Annotated in this window: 19 protein-coding genes and 1 tRNA gene; 8 read left to right on the top strand and 12 right to left on the bottom strand. The window is 31.1% G+C overall.

Going from position 1 to position 21,600, the window contains the following annotated elements; all coding sequences use genetic code 11:
* Positions 1-47: 47 nt before the first annotated feature.
* Complete coding sequence (locus tag RSC72_RS00245) at positions 48-1,673, bottom strand: alpha/beta fold hydrolase (protein ID WP_332543592.1); 1,626 nt, start codon at positions 1,671-1,673, stop codon at positions 48-50.
* Positions 1,674-1,838: 165 nt separating this feature from the next.
* Here RSC72_RS00245 and pgi point away from each other — a divergent pair, with 165 nt between their 5' ends.
* On the top strand, positions 1,839-3,491 hold the full coding sequence (gene pgi / locus RSC72_RS00250; RefSeq protein ID WP_332543593.1) for a glucose-6-phosphate isomerase: 1,653 nt from the start codon (positions 1,839-1,841) through the stop codon (positions 3,489-3,491).
* Between the two features lie 70 nt (positions 3,492-3,561).
* On the opposite strand, the gene RSC72_RS00255 is transcribed toward pgi, so the two are convergent.
* The 4 genes from RSC72_RS00255 to RSC72_RS00270 all read right to left on the bottom strand — a co-directional run bounded on the left by RSC72_RS00255 (position 3,562) and on the right by RSC72_RS00270 (position 7,886).
* Positions 3,562-5,295 (bottom strand): thiamine pyrophosphate-dependent enzyme, encoded by a 1,734-nt coding sequence (locus RSC72_RS00255; RefSeq protein ID WP_332566481.1) that lies wholly within the window; start codon positions 5,293-5,295, stop codon positions 3,562-3,564.
* A gap of 450 nt (positions 5,296-5,745) precedes the next feature.
* Positions 5,746-6,264, bottom strand: a complete 519-nt coding sequence (locus RSC72_RS00260; RefSeq protein ID WP_332543595.1) for a plastocyanin/azurin family copper-binding protein — start codon at positions 6,262-6,264, stop codon at positions 5,746-5,748.
* 94 nt (positions 6,265-6,358) lie between these two features.
* A complete protein-coding gene (locus RSC72_RS00265) occupies positions 6,359-7,006 on the bottom strand; it encodes a 7-carboxy-7-deazaguanine synthase QueE (protein ID WP_332543596.1) in 648 nt (215 codons plus the stop codon).
* A gap of 4 nt (positions 7,007-7,010) precedes the next feature.
* Positions 7,011-7,886, bottom strand: coding sequence for a bifunctional 5,10-methylenetetrahydrofolate dehydrogenase/5,10-methenyltetrahydrofolate cyclohydrolase (locus tag RSC72_RS00270; RefSeq protein ID WP_332543597.1), 876 nt, complete (start codon positions 7,884-7,886; stop codon positions 7,011-7,013).
* Between the two features lie 426 nt (positions 7,887-8,312).
* Between RSC72_RS00270 and RSC72_RS00275 the strand changes: the two genes are divergently transcribed.
* The gene (locus RSC72_RS00275) at positions 8,313-8,870 is read left to right on the top strand and encodes a 5-formyltetrahydrofolate cyclo-ligase (protein WP_332543598.1); all 558 of its coding nucleotides are present in this window, start codon (positions 8,313-8,315) and stop codon (positions 8,868-8,870) included.
* On the opposite strand, the gene RSC72_RS00280 is transcribed toward RSC72_RS00275, so the two are convergent.
* Positions 8,810-9,433: a hypothetical protein gene (locus tag RSC72_RS00280; RefSeq protein ID WP_332578381.1), complete on the bottom strand. Its 624-nt coding sequence runs from the start codon at positions 9,431-9,433 to the stop codon at positions 8,810-8,812. The genes RSC72_RS00275 and RSC72_RS00280 overlap by 61 nt on opposite strands.
* Positions 9,423-10,499 carry a hypothetical protein gene (locus RSC72_RS00285; protein ID WP_332543600.1) on the bottom strand — a complete coding sequence of 359 codons (1,077 nt, stop codon included), beginning with the start codon at positions 10,497-10,499 and terminating at the stop codon, positions 9,423-9,425. Before RSC72_RS00285 ends, RSC72_RS00280 begins: the two co-directional genes overlap by 11 nt.
* 309 nt (positions 10,500-10,808) lie before the next feature.
* On the opposite strand from RSC72_RS00285, the gene RSC72_RS00290 reads away from it, so the two are divergent.
* Positions 10,809-11,063: a hypothetical protein gene (locus RSC72_RS00290; RefSeq protein ID WP_332543601.1), complete on the top strand. Its 255-nt coding sequence runs from the start codon at positions 10,809-10,811 to the stop codon at positions 11,061-11,063.
* A 32-nt stretch (positions 11,064-11,095) separates the two neighbouring features.
* The gene (locus RSC72_RS00295; RefSeq protein WP_332543602.1) at positions 11,096-11,314 is read left to right on the top strand and encodes a hypothetical protein; all 219 of its coding nucleotides are present in this window, start codon (positions 11,096-11,098) and stop codon (positions 11,312-11,314) included.
* Positions 11,315-11,378: 64 nt separating this feature from the next.
* Here RSC72_RS00295 and RSC72_RS00300 read toward each other — a convergent pair whose 3' ends face one another.
* From RSC72_RS00300 to RSC72_RS00310, 3 genes are all read right to left on the bottom strand, one after another.
* On the bottom strand, positions 11,379-12,428 hold the full coding sequence (locus tag RSC72_RS00300; protein WP_332543603.1) for an NAD(P)-dependent alcohol dehydrogenase: 1,050 nt from the start codon (positions 12,426-12,428) through the stop codon (positions 11,379-11,381).
* 10 nt (positions 12,429-12,438) lie between these two features.
* The gene (locus RSC72_RS00305) at positions 12,439-13,359 is read right to left on the bottom strand and encodes a hypothetical protein (RefSeq protein ID WP_332543604.1); all 921 of its coding nucleotides are present in this window, start codon (positions 13,357-13,359) and stop codon (positions 12,439-12,441) included.
* Positions 13,360-13,432: 73 nt separating this feature from the next.
* Entirely contained in the window at positions 13,433-15,547 is a 2,115-nt protein-coding gene (locus RSC72_RS00310; protein ID WP_332543605.1) for a prolyl oligopeptidase family serine peptidase, read from the bottom strand.
* 205 nt (positions 15,548-15,752) lie between these two features.
* Between RSC72_RS00310 and RSC72_RS00315 the strand changes: the two genes are divergently transcribed.
* Positions 15,753-17,177, top strand: coding sequence for an MATE family efflux transporter (locus RSC72_RS00315; RefSeq protein ID WP_332543606.1), 1,425 nt, complete (start codon positions 15,753-15,755; stop codon positions 17,175-17,177).
* A gap of 31 nt (positions 17,178-17,208) precedes the next feature.
* Here RSC72_RS00315 and RSC72_RS00320 read toward each other — a convergent pair whose 3' ends face one another.
* Complete coding sequence (locus RSC72_RS00320) at positions 17,209-18,534, bottom strand: hydroxymethylglutaryl-CoA synthase family protein (protein WP_332543607.1); 1,326 nt, start codon at positions 18,532-18,534, stop codon at positions 17,209-17,211.
* Between the two features lie 179 nt (positions 18,535-18,713).
* Between RSC72_RS00320 and RSC72_RS00325 the strand changes: the two genes are divergently transcribed.
* Positions 18,714-19,352, top strand: a complete 639-nt coding sequence (locus RSC72_RS00325; RefSeq protein WP_332543608.1) for an HdeD family acid-resistance protein — start codon at positions 18,714-18,716, stop codon at positions 19,350-19,352.
* 47 nt (positions 19,353-19,399) lie between these two features.
* Here RSC72_RS00325 and cls read toward each other — a convergent pair whose 3' ends face one another.
* Entirely contained in the window at positions 19,400-20,893 is a 1,494-nt protein-coding gene (cls, locus tag RSC72_RS00330) for a cardiolipin synthase (RefSeq protein ID WP_332543609.1), read from the bottom strand.
* A 143-nt stretch (positions 20,894-21,036) separates the two neighbouring features.
* Here cls and RSC72_RS00335 point away from each other — a divergent pair.
* Positions 21,037-21,112: transfer RNA gene (locus RSC72_RS00335), tRNA-Phe, on the top strand.
* A gap of 117 nt (positions 21,113-21,229) precedes the next feature.
* On the top strand, positions 21,230-21,580 hold the full coding sequence (locus RSC72_RS00340) for a phosphomannose isomerase type II C-terminal cupin domain (protein ID WP_332543171.1): 351 nt from the start codon (positions 21,230-21,232) through the stop codon (positions 21,578-21,580).
* The last annotated feature ends 20 nt before the right edge of the window (positions 21,581-21,600 follow it).

Here is a 21,600-nt window from a genome sequence, read left to right on the forward strand (position 1 = left end):
TTTAGTGGAGTAAAGATAGGGAGAATCTGAAAACTAAACCTATGTTCCTAATCTTTCAAAAACTTCAAAATAGCTTCATTCAATACTTTTGGTTGTTCAAAAGGAACATAATGTGTAGAATTTGGAATGATCAATAATTCAGCATTTTTAATATTTTGTTGAATTTCTTTTGTGTGTTCCTCTTTCACTTCATCTTTTTCACCTGCAATAACTAACACTGAATTTTGAATTTTATTTAATTCTGATTTTGTAATATTTGGCTCATTTAACATCAATTCTATTAAACGTAAATTGGTCATTTCTGAAGGTTTATTTGCTAAATTTTTAAAGTTTTCAATCAATTCATCTTTTACTCCATTTGGATTAAGAACAGCGCCAATCGTTACTATTTTATTGATTAATTCTGGATGTTGCGCATTGAAAATTAAAGCTGTATTTCCACCATCACTCCAACCAACAAGATTGACTTTTTTTAGATTAAGTTTCTGAATCACTTGAAATAAATCATTCGAAAAAACTTCATACGTATAAGGCGTTTTTGTCAAATCAGTACTTCTTCCTTGCCCGCGCGTATCAAGAACAATTACTCGATAATGTTTTGCAAAAAATGGAATTTGTTGATAAAAATCCTCTATACTTCCATTGTTTCCATGCAAAAATATCAAGGGTTCGCCTTCTCCGTATTCTTCAAAATAGATTTTTGCATCAGTTATATCAAGATATTTTCCAGACTTATTTTTCCCGTAAATCGATTTTTTAGCTTTCTCTTTATGTTGATAATATGCAATTAGTTCTTGCGTTTTTGTATCAATTTCTTCTGGTTTTTCTTTATTTATATCGAGTTTTTCCTTCGAATACAAAACTTCTAAATTAGAAATAAAAACTCCCGCAGACGCTTCCCAATTTCCTTGACTTTGGTAACGAAATAGTAAATCTTTAGCTGTCGATTTTTTAGCCGAAACACCAAATACAAAATCTTCATTTTCTAACTTTTTATAATCAACCAATTGCACTGTTACAGCAATTTGTTCTACATTTTTGAAACGAAATTTATAGGGCGTCAAATCAATTTTTTGCCACGCTGTTGTTGTCGTTTTATAAATAATATTTTCGTCTAAAAGTGATTCAGATGACAAACCATTTTTAACAGAGTAAATATTAATTTTCAATGTTATTTCTTCGAATTTAGAACTTGGAATAATGTAAAAATTATAAGCGTTGAGTTTTGTTTTCGGATAAATATCAAAAATATTTCCTTGCTCTATCGTTGGTACATTTTCATTGAACATTTTAGAGAAAGTAAGCATTGGACGAGTTTTTTGACCAATAATTTTCTCTTTCATTTGTTCCGTTTTCACAAGAACTTCATTCAGATTGATTGATTTTTCATGTAAAATTATCGTTGAATTTTGTTGTAAATCTTTTACCGAAAGTATTTTTTCATCATAACCAGCAGCTTCAAAAACAATCTCATTTTGAGTATTATTTTCAGGAATTTCGATAGAAAAATTACCATTTTCATCCGTAATTGCTCCAATTTCAGAATTTTTTATCCCAATAGAGCAATATGGAATTGCCAAATTATTACTGTCTTTTACATTTCCTTTTAACTGTATTTGTGCATGTATAGAAAGACCAATAATAAGAGCTGTGATGATAAAATAATTGCGCATAGCTTTCCTGTTTTTTTTATAAGATGCAATGTTTTACAAAAAGTTACATCAATTTTTTGATAATTATTTTTGGAATTTTTATTTCCTATAACGTTATCGTAAAAATATTGACTTTGAGATGAATTTGAAATGATTAAATTTGTTAAAGGAAAGAATACTATAATTATGGCTTTAAATACTACAAACCCAACAACTACAAAGGCTTGGAATGCGTTACAACAACATTTTCAGACAATAGAAAATACATCAATCAAAGAATTATTTGCGAAAAATCAGAAAAGATTTGAACAGTTTTCTATTCAATATCCATCACTTTTGGTCGATTATTCAAAAAATAGAATCAATGCAGAAACCATTCAACTTTTGGTCGATTTAGCGAAAGAAATGAATGTTGATGCTGCAATACAAAAAATGTTTGACGGTGATATTATTAATGTTACTGAAAAACGTGCCGTTTTACACACAGCTTTACGCAATCGCTCTAATGAAGAGGTTTTGGTTGATGGTAAAGATGTAATGCCTCAAATAAATGAAGTTTTAGAACAAATGAAAATTTTTTCTAAAAAAGTAATTTCAGGCGAGTGGAAAGGTTTTTCTGGTAAAGAAATTACAGACGTTGTCAATATCGGAATTGGAGGTTCTGATCTTGGACCTGTGATGGTTACAGAAGCTTTGAAACATTATAAAACACGACTAAATGTACATTTCGTTTCGAATATTGATGGAACACATTTAGCGGAAACTTTTAAAGTAATTAATCCAGAAACGACTCTATTCATCGTTGCTTCAAAGACTTTTACAACGCAAGAAACGATGACAAATGCTTTTTCTGCGAAAGAGTGGTTTTTGAATTCTGATGCGACAGATGCCGATGTTGCAAAACACTTTGTGGCGTTGTCTACAAATGCAAATGGCGTTGCAGATTTCGGAATTGATACAGCAAATATGTTCCAGTTTTGGGATTGGGTTGGTGGTCGTTATTCACTTTGGAGCGCAATTGGTTTGAGTATTTCTTTGGCAGTAGGTTTTGATAATTTTGAAGAATTATTAGAAGGTGCACACGAAATGGATGTACATTTCAAAACGGAAACTTTAGATCAAAATATTCCAGTTGTTTTGGCTCTTTTAGGAATTTGGTACAACAATTTTTTTGGAGCTGATTCGGTTGCTTTATTGCCTTACGAACAATATTTATCTCGATTTGCAGCATATTTTCAACAAGGAGATATGGAAAGTAATGGGAAATATGTTGGACGCGATGGAAAAAAAGTTGATTATGAAACTGGACCTATTATTTGGGGAGAACCAGGAACAAATGGTCAGCATGCTTTTTATCAATTAATTCATCAAGGAACAAAATTAATTCCAGCAGATTTTATTGCAGGAGCAAATTCTGTAAATGTTTTAGGCGATCATCACGCAAAATTATTATCAAATTTCTTTGCTCAAACAGAGGCTTTAGCTTTTGGTAAAGATGAAGAAACGGTTGTTGCAGAATTAAAAAATTCGGGGAAATCTCAAGAAGAAATTGATTTCTTAACAGCATTTAAAATATTTGAAGGAAATCGTCCAACAAATTCAATTTTATACGAAGTCTTAACACCAAAAGTTTTAGGAAATTTAATTACAATGTACGAACACAAAATTTTTGTACAAGGTGTTATTTGGAATATCTTTTCTTTTGATCAATGGGGAGTTGAGTTAGGAAAACAATTGGCAAATGTTATTTTACCAGAGTTAGAAAATGATGAGCAAGTTACTTCTCATGACGCTTCTACAAACGGTTTGATTAACGCTTACAAATTTTGGAGAAAGTAATTTAATCCTTTATATAAATGAAAATAGCCTCGTAATTGCGAGGCTATTTTTGTATTTAAAATAGTCGAAACTACAACTCTTTCAAATGTTTATAATTAGATTTAACAACATCTATTACTTCTTCTATTTTACAACCAAGCATTAATTTTGTCATCGATTTTGTCATACCAATCATTTGATCAAAATCAATTTTTGGAGGCATTGCCAAAGAGTTTGGATTGGTAAAAATATTGACTAAATATGGGCCTTTATGAGCCAAAGAACGTCCAATTGCATCTGCTAAATCTTCAGGATTATGAACATTTTCACTTTCCATTCCCATCGCTTTTCCTACCATCGCAAAATCAGGATTTATCATCGCAGTTTCGTTATCTGGTAAACCAGAAACTTGCATTTCTAATTTTACCATTCCTAATGATCGATTATTGAAAACGAAAATTTTAATTGGTAAATTATATTGTGTAATTGTTGCCAAATCTCCCAATAACATAGATATTCCACCATCTCCACACATCGCAATTACTTGTCGTTCTGGATAAGCCAATTGTGCGCCAATTGCCTGTGGCATTGCATTTGCCATGGTTCCGTGATTAAAAGAACCCAACATTTTTCGTTCTCCAGTTCCGGTAATATAGCGTGCGCCCCAAACGCAAGTCATACCTGTATCTACAGTGAAAATCGTATTTTTATCAGCTAATTCATCTAATAAATAAGCTGCATATTCTGGCTGAATTGCATTTTCTTTTCCCTTGTCATGCACATAAGTCATCTTATTTTCGAGTACTTTTTTGTACAAATCTAATTGACTTTCTAAGAAATCACGGTCATCTTTTTTGTTTAATAATGGAATTAAAGCTTCTACTGTTTCTTTAGAATTTCCAACCAAACCAAGGTCTAATTTGGCTCTACGACCTAATTTAGAACCATCTGAATCAATCTGAATTATTTTTTTATTTGTCGGAATAAAATCTTTGTAAGGAAAATCTGTTCCAATTAAAACCAACAAATCTGCTTTGTGCATCGCGTGATAAGCAGACGGTTGTCCCAAAAGTCCTGTCATACCCACTTCGTTAGGATTATTGGGCTGAATGCTCATTTTTCCTTTGAAAGAATAACCAACAGGCGCATTTAATTTTTGAGAAAGTTCTACAATTTCTTTGTTTGCATTTGCTGCTCCGATACCGCAAAATAAAGTCACTTTATCAGCTTCATTAATCAGTTTTGCAGCTTTTTCTAACTCAGTTTTATTTGGAGTCAATACAGGTTCATTAAAAAAGAAATCAGAAGTATATGTATTTTCTACCGCATCCATTTCTGCAATATCGCCTGGAAGCCCAATTATTGCTACATCTTTATGATATATTGCATTCTGAATAGCTGTTTGCACCATTCGTGGAGCTTGTTCTGGACGAGTAATAATTTGGTTATAACTACTGCAATCGTCAAATAATTTGATGGTATTTGTTTCTTGAAAATAGTTGGTTCCATATTCGCTGGTTGGTATCGTAGAGGCAATAACAATCAATGGCGTTCTTGATTTGTGCGCTTCGTAAACCCCGTTAATAAGATGAACGTGACCAGGGCCTGAACTTCCTGCACAACATCCAATTCCTTCTAATTCGGATTCCGCTGTTGCTGCAAAAGCCCCAACTTCTTCATGTCGCACGTGTACCCAATCTATTTCTTTACTTTCTTTTACTGCAATATTGAAAAAATTCAAACTATCACCAGTAACTGCATAAACTCTTTTTACACCTGCTTTTTCAAGTAATTCCACAATTTGTTGAGAGACATTCTTTGCCATAATAGTATTTTTAAGATTGATTTTTAAAAATAGCCATAATAAAATGGGAAAAAGAAGATAAAATGTTAAATGTAAGATAATTAAATGAAAAAAGCCTGCTACAAAACAGGCTTAAAATTAACACATGAGGACAAAATTTACTCTACTAAATCTTATACTCTTTATATATTTCAATTTTTGTGCCAAAACAATTTATTTTTACATATATTTCATTAAAACCTACAGAATTAATAGATTTTAATCCATATTGTATTTTTATAAATCAAATATTCTTGACTACTTGTCATATAATTTTGTAAATAGTTATTTTACTAATATTACAACATGTTGATTTTCTAAACACAAAAAATTAATAGTGTCAAAATGACCGAAAATTACATTTTATAAATTCTCATTAAAAAAGCGCTATTTTGTAAGAAATAGCGCTTTTTTAATGAAATATAGTTTATTTTATATTGCTGTAATTGTTCCGTTCATTGTAGCAAAATGTCCAGGGAAAGAACACAAAAAATTATACGTCCCAGCTTGTAACGTAAATTTGATTTGCTCGTTCTCTTTTCCTCCTAAAAGCTTTGTATTAGCTATAATTTGAGATTTTAATTCGGTCGGAATATAGTCTGTCGCTTTTGCAGAAGCAGCTTTATTTGCAAACTCAGAAGCATCAAATCCAGAATTTAACAGAATAAAATTGTGTCCCATTGCTTCTTTGGACATTTCACCTGTATTCATCAAAATTAAAGTTACTTCTTCACCAGCTTTCACGGTAAATTCTGTTTTGTCAAAACGCATATCATCACTTGCTTTCAAAACAATGTGATTTGTTGTTTTAGCTTCAGGTTTAGCAGTTTCTGTTTCTTCTGAAGGCGCAGTGCTATAATCAATTTCAGGTTGAGTAGATTCTTCTTTTTTGGAATCTCCACAGCTCATAATCATCAAAGCAGTGAAACTCATTAAAAATAATTTCTTCATAATTCTATTGTTTGATTCAATAAAAATAATGAAATACACGAACTTAAAAAAGTTTACTCCATCTAAATTGAACTGATTTTAAGCAGATAATTCTCTAAGGAATATCCAAGTATTTGTGCGTTTGTAAAGAATAACGCCATTTCGGATTTTCTTTGACATACTCTATAATTAATGGCAGGTTTTTGTCACGTTTGCTCCATTCTGTTTGTAAAAAAAGTGTACAATCTTTACCAACACGAGCTGCTTGTTCTTCTGCAAACTCAAAATCGTGGTTATTGAAAATAATACATTTTAATTCATGAGCAGCTGCACAAACATCCTCTAATGGTAACATTTTTTTCTTTGGAGAAAGACAAACCCAATCGATTTCTCCACTTAATGGATACGCTCCTGAAGTCTCGATATGAATACGAGCGCCTTTTTCGTGTAATTTTTTTGTCAAATACGTTAAATCCCACATCAAAGGTTCTCCACCTGTAATAATGATTGTTTTGGCTTGTGAAGTTGCCAAATCTACCAACTCATCAACATTAGTTAAGGGATGCTTTTCAGCATCCCAACTATCTTTTACATCGCACCAATGACAACCAACATCACAGCCACCCAATCTGATAAAATATGATGCCACGCCAGTGTACATTCCTTCTCCTTGAATGGTATAGAAATGTTCCATAACAGGCAATAATTTACCTTCTTTTATAAGTTCTTGTTCTTCTGCTGTTGTTGATGCAATATGTATCATAATTTTATTTTTTTCTATTATATGCCAATAATGTATTTTTCAATAACATGGCGCGTGTCATTGGTCCAACCCCTCCAGGAACTGGTGTTATCCACGATGCTTTTTCTTTTACATTATCAAAATCTACATCTCCTGCCAATCTGAAACCTCTTGGATTTGAAGTGTCATCAACGCGTGTAATTCCTACATCAACGATAACTGCTCCATCTTTTATCATATCGGATTTCAAAAAACCTGGTACGCCTAAGGCTGTGATGACAATGTCAGCTTCTTTTGTAAATTGTTCTAAATTTTTTGTTTTCGAGTGAGTTAAAGTAACTGTACTGTTTCCTGGATTACCATTTTTACTCATCAAAATACTCATTGGGCGACCAACAATGCGCGAACGTCCGATAACAACAGTGTGTTTACCTACTGTATCAATATTGTAACGCTCTAACATTTCCATGATTCCATAAGGAGTTGCAGGTAAAAATGTTTCCATTTCTAATGCCATTTTACCAAAATTTGTTGGATGAAAACCATCTACATCTTTATTTGGATCAATTGCATTGATAACTGCTTCTTGGTCGATGTGTTTTGGTAAAGGTAATTGCACGATAAATCCGTCTAAAGTATCGTCGTTATTCCATTTTTCAATTTCTGCAATTAGTTCATCTTGCGAAATTGTGTCTGGTAAACGTAACTCTGAAGATTGGTAACCTACAAAATGACAATCTTTTATTTTATTGTCTACATAAGTTTGTGAAGCACCGTTACTTCCTACCAAAATTGCACCCAAATGTGGTACACGAAGACCTTGGTCTTTCTGATTCTGTACCAGCTCCTTGATCTCTTGCTTGATCTCTTTTGCCAGTTTAATTCCGTCTAAAATTTGCATTGTTTTGTTGTGTTTGCGCAAAGATACGGACAAATTTAGAATATAGAAATTAGATTTTAAATTCGCTTTTGAGCTTCTTTTCAAATTCATATAATTAAAAAAAAACAATAACCTATAATAATAAAAATTATGTTATTTAAAGCAACCTTTTACTATTTTCGCATCTTAGTAGAAAGCCATCTTTAATTCAAAAAAAATCAATTTATATAATTAGTGTTATAATGTCAAAACCAAAAAGAATTCATAAAACTTACAAAAAATCATTATTTGAAATAAAACGTATAAAACTTGTTGATCTACTCCTTTTTGTTGCAACAATATGTTTTATGTTTACCTTATATTATTTTATAAAATAATATAGAAATGCGGATATCAATATGGTTTCCGCATTTTTTATTTCATAACTTCGGATAAAATATCCGTAAAATGACAAAAGCCGAAGCAAGGAAATATTACAGAAACTTACGCAAACAATTCTCAAGAGAAGAAGTTAATAATCTTAGTGCGCAGATTTTTAATCAATTGAAACAGATAGATTTTACTTCTGCTCAAACTTTTCACATTTTTTTACCGATAGAAAAAAACAACGAGATCAATACTTATCCTATTATTGATTGGTTGTTTCAACAACACAAAAACGTCGTTTTACCGCTTGTTGTTGGTGATGATATGATAAATTGTGAAGTAAAAAAAGGCTTTGAAACACAACTAAATTCACTTCAAATTCCAGAACCTATTCATTACAAAGAAATTGATTCTACTGAAATTGATGTGATTTTAATTCCACTATTTGTAGCGGATAAAAAAGGGAATAGAGTGGGTTATGGAGGTGGATATTACGACACATTTTTGGCGAAATGTAAACCTGAGTCAAAAAAAATAGGTTTAACATATTTTAAACCTATTGATACTATTGAAGATGCTTATTTGGGCGATTTTCCTTTAGATTCTTGTATCACTCCAGAAGGTATAACGTCTTTCTGAACGGAATCTTTTTTCTCATTCAATGTTCTGAAATAAAATTTAAACTCGCGCTTAAACTGTATTGGTTCTTGCTTCAAAACAAAAACGCCTACACGATTGTTACTTTCTATTAATTTCTTATCTGCATTAAAATAGTTAATAGAATACGCAATTTTCTTGATAGAATCTGGCGTTATAGAGTCTTTTGGTAATATTGCAAATTTTGTTACAGATGTATAGGTTACTTTTTTTGAGGCTAAATCTCTCAATAACGGATAAATTTCTGTTGTATCTTTTTCTGGGAAATAGGCCAATAATTGATCTTTCAACAAACTATCAACCACCGTATCGCTTGTGTTAGAAGCCAGCGCAGAAAGTTCATAAAACTCGCGTAATTTCTGCTTTGCAATAAAATTTACAGCTTCTAACGAGTCCATTTTACTACTCACAGTAGACGCCTCATTTTTATATCCTTTTATCGCTTCTGGGTTATAATCTCCTTTATATTTATCGTCTTTACACGAAAATATAATCCAAACACTACATAGCACAACTAGGCTAAACTGAGTAATTTTACTTATCATTCTCATCTTGTTGGATTTTAAATTTTAATTTAACAATTTTTCCATTTTTGCTTTCAGATTCGATCAAAGAAAAATTCTTTAACGAAGTCGTCGGCATTGTAACCAAATTAATATATTGTTGTTTTGATAAAATCTCAACACCAAAAAAATCATTGTCATAAACCTGATAAATAAGCGCATTATTCGCAATCATTTGGTCAAGTTTAGCTATTCTTTGTTTCAAATCTTTTGCTGAATTAGAATAATAATAAAGCATAATTTTATAATCATCAGGCTCTAAAAGCAACTTTTCAGGCTGATTATATTGATGCAAATTAACCTTAAACGTATCTTGTTTATAATAAGGCGAACTCACAAACATTTTGATTGTATCTCTTTGCGATTCAAATTTTATACAACCTGTTTTTGTCGATAAATAAAGCGGTGTAAAACCATCTCTAATTATTGTAACCTCAACAGAATTTGTTACAGCCGTCTGTCGATCAGCATCTACAAAACAAAATTCGTATTCTTTTTGGTCGAAAAAAGAATAATAAACGCCTGCCCCAATTCCACACAAAACTAAAATTGTAGCCGAAATCATCGAAATTAATTTAAGTTTCGGTTTTGTTTTCTTCGTTTTATCAGGTTCTTCTTCTTTGTTTGTCGATTCTTTATTTTCGGGAATAATTTCTGTCGAAACTTCTTCTGAAAAATTATTTTTTGGTAGATTATTTTCTGTTTTTTCTGCTTCTATCGTCGATTCTTCAACTTTATTTGTTCCAAAATGTTCATTTTTATTAATTTGAACAAAATGCGCCCAATTCTTATAACCACAATATTGTGATAGCAGATTGAGCATGTCTATGCGTGGAAGTTTCTTAAAATCTGACTTAAAATACGTATAAAACCATTTTTCGCTCACAGTAGAGCGGGTTTTATTGAATAAATCGTCTTGAAAAGAAGTAATTTCTTGACCTCTCCAATCAGAAATATTATCGGATTGAGCAGAATTTTCTTCTAAAAATCGTTTTGCTATCGATTTTTTTAGAATTTCGAAAATTTCTATATCTGTAAATTTGCTCAAAAATTAAAGTTTAAATAATTGGTTATGAATATTTTGTAAAATAAAAACGATTTTACAATTTGTTTTTAAATACATCTACAAATAAAATAATTTTTTTGATAAGATGCGTTGTATTTCTTTATTAATGATGTTTTGTTTGATATTATATGTTGTAAAACTTTTGTTGATTATTTGCACAATTGATTACAACAATGTTACAACTATTTTGCTTAGAAAAATATTGTTGTCGTTCTAACTTTGACTTAACAAAATGATTGAGAAATCAACGAAAATTAAAAATCAAATTAAACATTTAAAAAAATTAAAGTTATGAAAAAATTAGCATTAAACGTAATCGTATTAGGAGTTATTGGAACTGCATTTGGTTTATCTTCTTGTAATTTATTTGGATCGAAAGAAACAAAAACTGAAACAGAGGTAAAAAATGATACAATTACAACAATTGAAGATTCTGTAAAAATTGATTCTGTAGGTAAAGATTCAGTTGTCATTAAAGACTCAGTAGTTGTAAAAGAAACGCCTGTAAAAGTTGAAACAACTACGACTACAACAGAAAAAAAATAGTTTTAAAGAGAAATTAAACAACAGATTATCAAATGAAAAAATTAGCGTTATTCGCTCTTGTAGCGATTTCATTCACAGCAATTTCTTGTAAACAAGAACCAAAAGTTGGAGAACCAACAACAATTGTAGAAGATTCTGTAATTGTAGAAAAAACAGCTGTTCCGGCTGCAGATTCTGTGGAAGGTGTTACAACAGATTCAGCAAAAACTGTAAAAGCTGTCGATACAAAAACAGACTCTGTTACAAAATAAAGCTTGAATATTAAATCAAAAAATCCGCTCTGTGAGCGGATTTTTTGATTTATAAATGATGATTTTAAGCGTTTTTCAATGATTTGATGTCAATCACAAAGCGATATTTAACATCAGATTTTATCATTCGTTCATAAGCTTCATTAATATTCTGAATATCAATCATCTCAACATCAGAAACAATATTATGCTCACCACAAAAGTCTAACATTTCTTGTGTTTCTTTGATTCCTCCGATTAATGAACCTGCAAGATTGCGTCGTTTCATAATCAACAAACCTCCATGCATTGGGTCTAAAGGCTCTACAGCACCAACCATACACATTGTTTTATCTAATTTCAATAAATTAAGATATGGATTAACATCGTGTTTTACAGGAATTGTATTTAGTAAAAAATCAAACGAATTTGCATGTGCTTTTAATTGCTCTACATCTTTTGAAATCAATACCTCATCTGCTCCTAATTTCTTTGCATCCTCTCCTTTCGCCTCAGAAGTTGTAATCATAACAACATGAGCGCCCATTGCTTTTGCAAATTTTACACCCATGTGACCAAGACCACCAAGCCCAATAATTCCAACTTTATCTCCCGATTTTACATTCCAATGACGTAAAGGTGACCAAGTTGTAATTCCTGCACAAAGCAATGGTGCAGCAGCTTTAGCATCAATATTTTCTGGAACAGTTAAAACAAAATCTTCTTCAACTACAATATGTTCTGCGTAACCACCGTATGTTACTCCTCCGTATTTTGAGTTTTTAGAATTGTATGTTCCTGTAAAACCATTCTCGCAATATTGCTCGATACCATCGTCGCAAGGAGAACAGTGTTGGCAAGATTCTACCATACATCCTACTCCAACCAAATCACCAACTTTGTATTTTGTTACTTCTGGTCCAACTTCTCTTACTCTACCAATAATTTCATGTCCTGGTACAACTGGATAGCTTGGTTTTCCCCAATCTCCTTTTGCTGTATGAATATCGCTGTGACAAACACCACAATATTCGATATCTATAAAAACGTCTTTTGCATGTAAATGACGACGTTCTATTGTATGTGGCACTAATGGATCTGTTTCATTAAATGCTGCGTATGTTTTTGTACTCATTTTGTAATTATTAAAGGTTATTTAATATTTCTCTTTGTTTATCTATAGAATATTCTGCTTTACAATCTAAATTAAGTTCTGAATTATATCGTTTCGCATAACTACTTAAATCAGAACAATTCGATAATATTTCGAATTCCTTATTTTTTGTATCAAAAATGATTCCTTTATAATCATTTGTATTAAGAGTTATGATTCTCTCTTTAACTAGATTGATATAATTTTCTGAATAAGCTTCTGGAGTATCTTTAGTTTCTAAAACAGTTGAAGCAATTGCTCCAGCAATTCCAAACATCATTAAATAGCCATTATTTTGTTGTGATTTTGGCAGTTCCATGTACAAATGATTATCTGATCCAGCTTTTACTCTAACATAGGCAAAATTTGGAATCTCTTTAGCTAATAAGATTTTTTTATCTTTTGCAATCTTTTTAATCTCTTTTACATTAAAATAAATATCTCCATTGCTCACAATTGCAAAATAATCTCGTTGTTGAAATTCAGGAAATTTTCCTTTTGTGTCATAAAAATTAACTAAATCAACTGATTGCTCAAACCAATCTGCATAAAGATTTGGTTTCACTTCAAATGATTTATTTTCGACATTTTTAGAAACGAAATCATCTTTTGTCAGATAAACTCCATCAATATAACTAAAAGATTCTTTACTAAATACACCTTTTATTTCAGGAATATTCTTAGAAAAATTTTCAGTATCATAAACTAATTCAAAATCTTTTATTCTAACTACTGCAAAAGTATTTTTTGATAAATCTGTTTTAAACTGCAATCCTTTTCCATCATTAATATATTTTACATCGCTTATTTCAAAAGAATTATTTGTACTCTTAGAAGTTATTTTCGCTTTAGAGATATATTGTCCAAAAGAAAAAGTTGAACATAAGATAAGTAGCGTTAATAATTTTTTCATTCAATAAATTTTATCAAAAATAAAAAAATCCATCTGAATAATCAGATGGATTTTTGTTATTTAAAAGCTAATTTTATTTCAGTTTTTTGATTCCCATGTTCCACAAAGTGAATGCATATTTATCAGCCGTTTCGTTAATCACAACTTCTGTCGAACGACCAGCTCCGTGACCTGCTTTTGTTTCAATTCTAATCAAAACTGGATTTTCACAGGCTTGTTTTGCTTGTAAATTCGCTACAAATTTGTACGAATGTGATGGCACTACACGATCATCATGATCTCCCGTAGTTACTAAAGTCGCAGGATAACAAGTACCTTCTTTTACATTATGTACAGGCGAATATCCTTTTAGAAATTCAAACATTTCTTTGCTATCATCAGCCGTTCCATAATCATATCCCCAACCTGCACCAGCAGTAAAAGTATGGTAACGTAACATATCTAAAACTCCAACCGCAGGCAAAGCAACTTTTGCAATTTTTGGATTAATTGTTTCTGTTGCACCAACTAACAATCCTCCATTAGACCCTCCTGAAAGAGCAGTAAAGTCTGGTGAAGTATAATTATTTTTTTGTAAATATTCGGCAGCAGCAATGAAATCGTTAAATACATTTAATTTATTGAATTGACGACCTCCATCATGCCATTTTTTACCATATTCTCCACCTCCACGTAAGTTTGGAACAGCATAAACACCACCATTTTCTATCCAAGCAGCAGTTGCTGGACTAAATCCTGGCGTTAAACTAACATTGAAACCTCCATATCCATAAACGATTGTAGGATTTTTACCATTTTTCTTTAATCCTTTTTTGTACGTGATAATCATCGGAACTTTTGTACCATCTTTCGACGTATAAAAAACTTGTTCTGAAACGTAATCATCCGAATTAAATTTCACATTTGGTTTGATGTAAACATTAGAAGAACCCGTTTCTACACTGTATTTGTAACTTGTAGAAGGTGTAATGTAATTAGAGAATCCGAAATAGATTTCTTTATCCGTTTTTTTTCCTCCAAAACCTGATGCAGAACCAACTCCTGGTAATGTAATTTGACGAACTTTTGATCCATCATACTTATATTGCTCTACAACAGAAATAGCATCTTTTAAGTATTTAGCAAATAAATAACCTCCTCCAGTAGAAACTGATAATACGTTTTCTGTTTCTGGAATAACAGTTTTCCAAGCAGACTCGCTCAAATCTGAAAGATTCGCTTTTACAACTTTGTTATTTGGTGCTTTATTATTTGTGAAAAAATAGAATGTTTCTCCATCATTGTCAATAATTGATGTACTTGTATCAAAATTATTAACAATCGTTTTGATTGGGCTATTTGGTTTCGATAAATCTTGGTAATATAATTCGTTACCCGTTGTTGTATTTGCTGCGGTAATTACCAAAAATCTTTCGTCATCTGTTAAATATGCACCAACATAGCGACGAGGCGTTTCAGATCCACCAAAAATCATTTTATCTGATTTCTGAGCTGTACCTAATTTGTGGTAATATAATTTGTGTTGATCTGTCTTTTCTGATAATTCTGATCCTTTTGGTTTGTCGTAAGATGAATAATAAAAACCATCATTTCCTTTCCAAGCAATTCCAGAAAACTTAACGTCAATCAACGTTTCACCAACTTGTGTTTTATCTTTTGCATTAAGAATAATTACTTTTCTCCAATCCGAACCACCTTCAGAAATAGAATAACCAACTAAACTTCCGTCTTTAGAAAAACTAACATCAGACAAAGAAACTGAACCATCTTTTGAGAATTTATTTGGATCTAAGAACACTTCTTCTGCTCCATTTTCTCCTAACTTACGGTATAAAACTGAGTGTTGTTGTAAACCATCATTCTTATAATAATAAGTGAAATCTCCTTCTTTGAATGGTGTTGAAATCTTTTCGTAATTCCAAATATCTGTTAATGATTTTTTTAATTGAGCACGTAATGGAATCTCATTCAAGTAAGCATAAGTCGCTTTATTTTGGTCAACAACCCATTTTTTTGTATCCTCAGACAAATCATTTTCTAACCAACGATATGGATCCTGAACTTTTTCTCCAAAATAAGTATCAACATGGTCTACTTTCTTTGTTTCAGGATATTTTTTTTTATAACTCTGTGCATTCACTCCTACCATAAGTGCTACATTTAATAAAATAAAAGCAGTTTTTTTCATCTTTTGTATAATTGCTGTTTATGTAAAGATAATAATTCAAATGAATAATTATCAATCGTAAAAAATGATTTACATTTGCAAAACGAAATCCTCTCAGATTTTTTTGAATGAATAAATAATCAAAACTACGCGGCAATTTAAAGTTTTATTCATTCTTAGATAATTCATTATCAATTAATTTTTATTATTTTCAAATTTTAAAATTATGACTGCAAATTCAAATTTTACAGCCAAAATTGGGTCAATTTTTTCGTTGATTAAACAAGCTTTTTCAAGCGAAAACTTAGACTTAACCGCATTACCAATCAAGAAATCTGTATTTCTATTAGCCATTCCGATGATGTTCGAAATGGTAATGGAATCTGTATTTGCATTGGTCGATTTATACTTTGTTGGACATCTTAAAGAAAGTGCTTACGCTATACAAACCGTAGGTCTTACAGAATCTTTGTTAACAATCGTATATTCCATCTCCATCGGAATTAGTATGGCTGCAACAGCGATAATTGCGCGACGAATTGGAGAAAAAAAACCAGAAAAGGCATCAAAAAGTGCCGCTCAAGCAATTATACTTTCGGTAATTATCACCATTTTATTGAGTGTTTTCGGATTTATATACGCCAAAGATTTATTGATTTGGATGGGATCTACAGAACAAGCTGCCGAATATGGTAAAAATTTCACCAAAATAATGATGGCAAGTTGTTTAAGTATTGTTCTTTTATTTTTGATTAACGGAATTTTTCGCGGAGCTGGAAATGCTGCAATTGCCATGAAAAGTTTGTGGTTGGCAAATATTATTAACATTATTCTTTGTCCAATCTTGATACGTGGATGGTTTCATTTTCCTGCAATGGGTTTAGAAGGAGCTGCATTAGCTACTGCAATTGGTAGAAGTTGTGGTGTAATTTATCAATTGTATTGTTTAACAAAAAGTAACTCGTTAATTCAAATAAAACTTAATTATTTCCTTCCAAAAATAAAACCGATAATGAGCATTGTTAAAATTGCTGTACCTGCCATTTTACAATACATTGTTGCAAGTTGTAGTTGGATTATTTTGGCAAGAATAGTAGCACAAACAGGTGGAGAAATTGCATCGTCGGGTTATCAAACAGCTTTACGATTGATGATGTTTTTTATGTTACCTGCTTGGGGCTTAAGTAATGCTGCAGCAACTTTGGTTGGTCAAAATTTAGGAAATAAAGATCCCGAAAAAGCATCAAAATCTGTGATGATGACAATGAAATTCAATATTATTTATATGTTGATTGTAAGTGTTATTTTTTATGGACTGAGCAATTATTTGGTATCGATTTTCACTACAGAAGAGCATATCAAAATTGTTGCTAGAGAAGGAATGTATATCTTGGCAACTGGTTTTCTTTTGTACGGAATAGGTATGATGATGATGAATGCATTTAACGGTGCGGGTGACACAATGACGCCGACATTAATTAATCTGGTTGGCTTTTGGTTGTTCCAAATTCCATTAGCTTATGTATTGTCGTATCATTTTAACCTAAAAGAAGAAGGCGTTTTTATCGCAATTCCTGTTTCAGAAACGTTTATTGCAATAGTCGCTTTTATCTTATTCCGAAGAGGAAAATGGAAGCTAAAACAAGTATAAAAAAATCGCTCAGTGAGCGATTTTTTTGTTTTTATCCTTTATATGTGTAATATCTTGCACCTTTCAAATCATTTATTTCCGTTTCTATTCGATCCAAAGCAAAACCTTTTGAATCATTAATTGACGTTTTTAGATTTTTGTTATGTAAATCTTGATATTGATCAAAAGTAATTGCTTGTCTTCCGTTCAGATAATCAAACAAATTAATTTTATTCATCACATCTTTCCAGCCTTCACCAATTTCTCCTTGAAAAACTTTTGATTTTGAACCCGAACCATACGCAATGAAACCTATTTTCTGTCCAATCAAATCTTCATTGGCATCAGAACTAACCTGTAATGCAGATAAAAATGCAGTAAAAACAGACGCTGTGTACATATTTCCAATTTCTGAAGAAGCACGTTGCGTTGGTTCTACTTTTTCTTTGATTAATGCTTTATAATCCTCCGATTTTGAAACAATTTTCAAGTTATCATTTGAGTTTTCTAAATTATTTTCTAACGCAAAAACATCCGAAAACATTCGTTTTCCTTGAAAAGCATAAGGCAAATGAAAAGCAACATAACGCCAGTCTTCGTACAATTTACCATCAATTCCAGCTTGTTCTTTAAAGTCAAAATAAGCTTCTCTAACACGATTTTTATAACATTCGTTAGAATATTGACCTTCAAAAACAGGTTCATCAGAAAAGATTTCTATTTCAGATTTTGTTGTTTCTAAAGCATTTAAAACCTCCGAATTAGACGTTGATTGACGAGGTTTGAAGAAATCAAAAACCGATTCCATACCAATTCCCCAAATATTATCAAACGCAATCAAATCTGGTTTATTCGAAATCAAAACCGCTACAGCACCAGCGCCTTGCGTATATTCTCCTGTCGATTCTAATCCATATTTTGCATAATCTGCCGCAATTACAATTGCTTTTTTTTCTGGATTAATACGTACATAATCTATCGAATTATGCATAGCATCTACTCCACCAACGCAAGCAAATGTCATATCTACAACATCGGTATGTCTAAAAACACGCGAGCCAAATTCATCAGCCAAAACAGATTCTACCAATTGTACAGCATAAGTAGCTGTTGGTTTTGCGCCGTCTAAGGCACTTTCGGTTCCTAAATAAATTCGACCAATATCTGCGGGATTAATATTAAAATCTTTGATTAATTTCAACAAAGCATTGGCTGCAATTGTAGCTGTATCCTCGTGAACATCGAGAATAGCCATTTTTTTCAGCCCTAAACCTAATTTTAATTTTTCGGGATCAATATTTCTTTTTATTGCTAAATCTTTTATTGGCAAATAGATGTGCGGAACGTAGATAGAAGCCGCCTCAATTCCATATTTCATTCTAAATATTTTTTAAGCGAAATTCAAAGTTACACGTATTTGATTATTTCTAAACAATGAATAAACATTGATTTAAGAAAAATCTTAATTGATTAAAAATTAACAAATAATGCGGCTATATTCTTATAAAATTCTTAATTTTAGAATACTAATTTTAATTATTTAAAAACGATTACACTATGGCAAGAACATTTTACAAATCCATTAAAGAATCCATTAAGTATTGGTGGATTTTATTATTAATTGGTTTACTATTTATCGGATTGGGAGTTTATTGTTTTATAAACCCACTGGCTTCATACGCCGCTTTATCGTTAGTTTTTAGTATTTCATTTTTGTTCTCAGGTATTTCTGAAATCATTTTTTCGATTGCGAATAAAGATGAAATTGATAGTTGGGGCTGGACATTAGCTTACGGAATTGTAACAACAATTGTCGGTTTTTTATTAGTTGTAAATCCTGTACTTTCTTTAGAAGTTTTTGCATATTATGTTGGATTCTTAATTTTATTCCGTTCTATTTCTGGAATTAGTCACTCTTTAGACTTAAAAAACTATGGTGTAAAAGATTGGGGATTCTCTTTATGTATTTCAATAATCAGTTTAATTTTAGCCATAATATTACTTTGGACACCACAATTGGCTGGTTTAACAGCTGTTCTATGGCTAGGAATGGCAGTAATTACTTCTGGTTTATTTGCTATATTTTTATCCTTCCAATTAAAAAAGATAAAAGATTTACCGAATAATTTATCTGATGATTTGAAAAGACGATATGCTCAAATCAAACAAGAAATTGAAGATTTTAGAAATCAATAAAAACAAAACCCACTTCAAGCGAAGTGGGTTTTATTTTTCTAAATATTTTATAAAATTGGTGCTAATAATCGACAAACCGATGCAAAAGCTCTTTTATACCAAGGTCTTTCTTCCCATTTTTTAATTGTCAAAATCTCTGAGTTTTCTTTATCTATATGAAACTGATTAGCCATTTGTTTTAATAGTATTTCATCATGAATAACAGACGTAATTTCAAAATTAATAAAGAAACTTCTATAATCTAAATTAACTGTTCCTATAAAAGCAAGTTCATCATCTATCGTAATTGTTTTGGCATGAATAAATCCTTTTTCGTATAAATAAACTTTAACACCTCTTCTCATAATAGGCTTTAAATAAGACAATGAAGCCTGCTGTACAATTATTGAATCTCCTCTTTTGGGAATAATTAGCTCAACTTCTACTCCTGCAGAAACAGCAATCATAAGAGCTGTTTTAAATTCATCACTCGGAATAAAATAAGGCGTACACAGTTGCACTTTTTTCTTTGCAAGAGTTATTGCCAAAATCATCGCTTCCATAGCAGAATGGACACTATCGCCAGGAGAAGTAAGTCCAAAACTAACTGTTGCAGAATTTTCAAACTGAATATTTTCTGAATTAAAAAAATACTTTCTATTGGCAATTTTAAACTCTTTTCCTTCTGTCATCATCCAATTTAAATGAAAGTGCAATTGTAGACTATTTATTGCTTCACCTTCCACCATAACAGACGTATCTCGCCAATAAACTCCGTTATTCAAACTTTTTTCTCCATTTTGATTAATATATTTATCACTAATATTAATTCCTCCTACAAAAGCAATTTTTGCATCAACTATCAATATTTTACGATGATTTCGATAGTTAGAATTAGCCAAAGATGAAAAATGTACAGGTAAAAACGTTTGAAATTCAATTCCTGATTCTTCAAATTGTTTATAATGTTTATTAATTTTTGGAGATCCAAAATCATCAACAGTAATACGAACTTCTACGCTTTTTTTTGCTTTCTCTTTGAGAATATCAATTATTTCATTTCCTATATTATCTTCTTCAAAAATATAATATTCTAAATGTATATGATCTTTTGCAGAACGAAGTGCTTCTAAAAAAAGAGGAAATTTTTCTTCTCCATTAATTAAGAGTTTAACTTTATTTTTTGTAGATGGAGGTGCTATTCTATTATTATTTAGGTATCTAAAAACTTGAGTTAAAGAATTTATTTTATTCTCTATTTGCGATAAATCATCTTGAATAAGACTTTCCATTTCATTCCATTTATCATTTATAATTTCTTTGTGTTTTTTATCAATTCGTTGAAAAAATCGTTCACGATTAAACTTCTGCCCAAAGAAAAAATATATAATAATTCCGATAAAAGGTAAAAATATAATGACCAAAATCCAAGCTATAGTTTTTGTTGGATTACCATTTTCTATCAAAATAGTTATAATCACCATTATGTATAATAACGTTACAGGAACCCAATACCAGGCTTTTATAAAAGTCCAAATCTCTAAAATAGTAGTCCAATCCATTCATCTCTTTTTTTAAGTTCATCAAAAACTATACTTAAATTTAACAAATTAAAAATGAATGATTTAATGATTTTATTGAAAATAATTAAAAATAATTTTGGAAATAATAAAAATACTGCCTTATATTTGCAATCCAAAATGACGGTGCCTTAGCTCAGTTGGTAGAGCAAAGGACTGAAAATCCTTGTGTCCCTGGTTCGATTCCTGGAGGCACCACCACATTTATAAAGCCTCGAACTTAATGTTTGAGGCTTTTTTTATTGAATAGAATAGTAACAATTTATTAATTGGATATTTATTCAGAAACTGAACAAATATTCCGTAAATTGCATAATAATGGAAATTGGAAAAAGACCTTGGGGTTCTTACTATGTTTTAGAAGACACCAATACATATAAGGTAAAAAGAATAGAAGTGAATGTTGATGGACGTTTGTCTTATCAATATCACAATAAGCGTGCTGAAGTTTGGACAATTGTACAAGGAAAAGCTTTGGTAACTCTTAATGACAAAGATTACGAATACAATGCGGGAGAAGTTGTAATAATTCCTTTACAAGCAAAGCATCGAATAAAAAATATAGGTAAAGAGAAATTAATTTTTATCGAAGTACAACATGGTACGTATTTTGGAGAAGATGATATTGTTCGTATTGAAGACGATTACAACCGATCGAGCGAAGACTAAGACAATATTATAACCTAACA

The sequence above is a fragment of the Algoriella sp. genome, assembly GCF_036647415.1.
In the GTDB taxonomy this organism is placed as follows: domain Bacteria; phylum Bacteroidota; class Bacteroidia; order Flavobacteriales; family Weeksellaceae; genus Empedobacter.